General features: G+C 72.2%; 1 protein-coding gene. It reads left to right on the top strand.

What is annotated here, in order from left to right:
* The coding region (locus VT52_RS00815) for a type I polyketide synthase (protein ID WP_143070823.1) at positions 1-3,480 on the top strand (3,480 nt) is incomplete at both ends.

Here is a 3,480-nt window from a genome sequence, read left to right as displayed (position 1 = left end):
CCCACCCACCACACCACCACGGACAACCACCCCGTACCGCTGCCCACCTATCCGTTCCAGCGCCAGTCCTACTGGCTGGCCGCACAGGCGAACCCGGCCGATCCCTCAGCCCTCGGCCTGACCTCCACACCCCACCCGCTCCTCACCACGGCGCTGGACTCGGCGGACGCAGAACGGACGACCTTCACCGGGCAGATCTCCCTCACCACCCACCCCTGGCTCGCCGACCACGCCGTCGCCGGCACCGTCATCCTCCCCGGCACCGCACACCTCGACCTCGCCCTCCACGCCGCCCACCACACCGGCCACACCCACATCGAGGAACTCACCCTCGAAACACCCCTGACCCTGGCCGAGCACAGTTCCCTGTTGCTCCAGGTCATCGTCGGATCGACCGACCAGCCGGAGCGGCGCACACTGACCATCCACTCCCGTCCGGTCGGCAGGGACGAGACCGAGGACGGTTGGACCCGGCACGCGACCGGCATCCTCACCGACGCGGTCGAACCGCTGCCGCCACTGCACCGGGCCACGGCGCCGGAAGGCGCCTCGTCCCTGTCGCTGCGGGGCTTCTACGAGGGCATCGCCGAGCGGGGGTACCACTACGGTCCTGTCTTCCGCGGGCTGACCGCGGCCTGGGAGCACGAGGGGACGACCTACGCCGAGGTCGCGCTGCCCGAGGACACCGACACCGACGGCTTTGGTATCCACCCCGCCCTCCTGGACGCGACCCTGCACGCCACCATGGCCGCCGCCGTCGCCCATGGTGACCGCGACCCGAAGGTCTACCTGCCGTTCATCTGGAGCGGTGTCACCCTCCACGCCACGCCGTCGTCCCGGACCGTGCGGGTGCGGCTCGCGAGGCCGGCCGAGGACCGCATCTCGGTGGAGGTGACGGACACCGAGGGACGCCCCCTCGCCAGCGTGCGCTCGGTCACCGTGCGACCCGTCGATCCAGGCAAACTGGGCGTCATGGAAGCGGGCGGGGACGGTCTCCACCGCCTCACCTGGGTGCCGGGGTCATCGCCCGACGCCGCGGGCGTCGTACCGACACTGGCAGTCGTCGGTGCGGGGACCTACCTCCAGACGCCGACCGGCGGGCAGGACGACCCGTGCGTGGCGGGCAGCTTCGCCGATCTGACGGCCCTGCGCGACGCCGTCTCCGACGGGTGCAGTACGCCCGACATGGTCCTGGTGGACCTGGACGACGCCTTCGGGCCCGTGGCGGAAGGCAACGCCCCCGTCCCACCGGCGGCCGGCCAGACCGAGTCGGTGCATGACGTGACCCACCGCGTCCTGCGCCTCCTCCAGGGGTTCCTGGAGGACGATCGGCTCACGTCGGCTCGGCTGGTGCTGCTCACGCACCGCGCGGTATCGGTGACGGCAGGCGAGGACGTGTCCGACCTCGCCGCCGCGGCCGCTTGGGGTCTCGCCCGTTCGGCCCAGTCCGAACACCCCGACCGCGTCATCCTGGCCGACGTCGACGACACGGAATCCTCGCGCCGGGCCCTGCCGGCCGCACTGGCCGCGGCGGCCACCGAGGGGGAGGCCCAGTTGGCGCTGCGGGAGGGCGGGGTGCAGGTACCGAGGGTGGTACGGGTGCGCCCCGACGAACTCGACCACACGCCTCCCGCGCTGGACGCCGACGGCACGGTACTGATCACGGGCGGCACCGGCACCCTCGGTGCCCTGACGGCTCGGCACCTGGTGAGCGCACACGGGGTGCGACACCTCCTCCTCGTCAGCCGCAGCGGTCGGGAGGCCCCCGGCGCCCTGGAACTGGAGGCCGAACTCACCGCGCACGGCGTCGACGTCACCATCGCCGCCTGTGACATCGGCGACGCGCGGGAAGTGCACGAGCTCGTCGGGAGCGTCCCCGCCGAGCACCCGCTGACCGCTGTCGTCCACAGCGCGGCAGCGCTGGACGACGCCGTGATCACCTCGCTCACACCGGAGCGTGTCGACACGGTCCTGCGGCCCAAGGCGGACGCCGCCTGGCACCTCCACGAGGCCACCGAACACCTCGACCTGACCGCCTTCGTCCTCTACTCCTCAGTCGCCGGCACCCTCGGCAGCCCAGGCCAGGGCGGCTACGCCGCCGCCAACACCTACCTCGACGCCCTCGCCACCCACCGCCACGCCCACGGCCTCCCCGCCACCTCACTCGCCTGGGGCTACTGGGCCCAGGCGACGACGCTCACCAGCAGGCTGGACGAAGGCGACGTGGCCCGCATCAGCCGGACCGGTATCACGCCGATGTCCACCGAGCACGGACTCGCCCTCCTGGACGCGGCCCTCGCCACGGGCCGGCCCCACGTCCTGCCCGTCCGTTTCAACCAGCCGGTGCTACGCGTGAAGGCGGGCTCGGGCGGCCTGCCGTTGCTCCTGTCGGCCCTGGTCCCGCCGAGGGCACGCCGAGGTGGACCGAACGCCGACGCGTCCCGACTCCTCGGGCGGCTCACCGGGCTCGGCGCGGCCGAACAGCACGCTCTGCTGCTCGACTTCGCCCGGACCCACATCGCCGCTGTCCTGGGTCATGCGTCGCCCGACTCCGTCGACGCTGATCGGGCCTTCCAGGAACTCGGTTTCGACTCGCTGACGGCGGTCGAACTCAGGAACCGGCTGACGGCCGCCACCGGGCTGAGGCTGCCCGCCACCCTCGTGTTCGACCACCCGACCCCGGCAGCCCTGGCCCGACACCTGCGCACCGAGCTGCTCGGCACCGCCACTCCGACCGGAGCCGTGCGGGTGGCGGCCTCGGCAGCGGACGAGCCCATCGCGATCGTCTCGATGGGCTGCCGTTTCCCCGGCGGCGCCACGTCTCCGGAGGGCCTGTGGGACCTGCTCGCCTCGGGCGCCGACGTGATCAGCGGTTTCCCGACGGACCGGGACTGGGACGTGGAGAACCTCTTCGACCCGGACCCCGAGGCTCACGGGAAGAGCTACACCCTGGAGGGCGGGTTCCTCCATGACGCCGCCGAGTTCGACGCGGACTTCTTCGGTATATCTCCCCGCGAGGCGGTGGCGATCGACCCGCAGCAACGGTTGTTGCTCGAGACCAGCTGGGAGACGCTGGAACGTGCGGGCATCGACCCGACCACCCTGCGTGGCACGACCACCGGGGTCTTCACCGGTGTGATCTACAGCGACTACGTGGCACGCCTGCAGCAGCGGCCCGAGGGGATCGAAGGGTTCCTCGGCACTGCCGCGGCGGGCAGTGTGGCTTCGGGTCGTATCGCGTACACGCTGGGCCTGGAGGGTCCCGCGGTGACCGTGGACACGGCGTGTTCTTCGTCGCTGGTGGCGATGCACCTGGCCGCACAGGCCCTGCGCAACGGCGAGTGCACCATGGCACTGGCCGGCGGTGTCACCGTCCTGTCGACCCCGGCCGTGTTCGTGGAGTTCTCCCGGCAGCGGGGGCTCTCGCCCGACGGCAGGTGCAAGCCGTTCGCCGAAGGCGCCGACGGCACCGGCTTCTCC

It is taken from the genome of Streptomyces malaysiense (assembly GCF_000980885.2).
Taxonomy (GTDB): Bacteria; Actinomycetota; Actinomycetes; order Streptomycetales; family Streptomycetaceae; genus Streptomyces; species Streptomyces malaysiense.
Note: the sequence above shows the minus strand (reverse complement) of the source record. Positions and strands in the feature narration are given on the sequence as shown.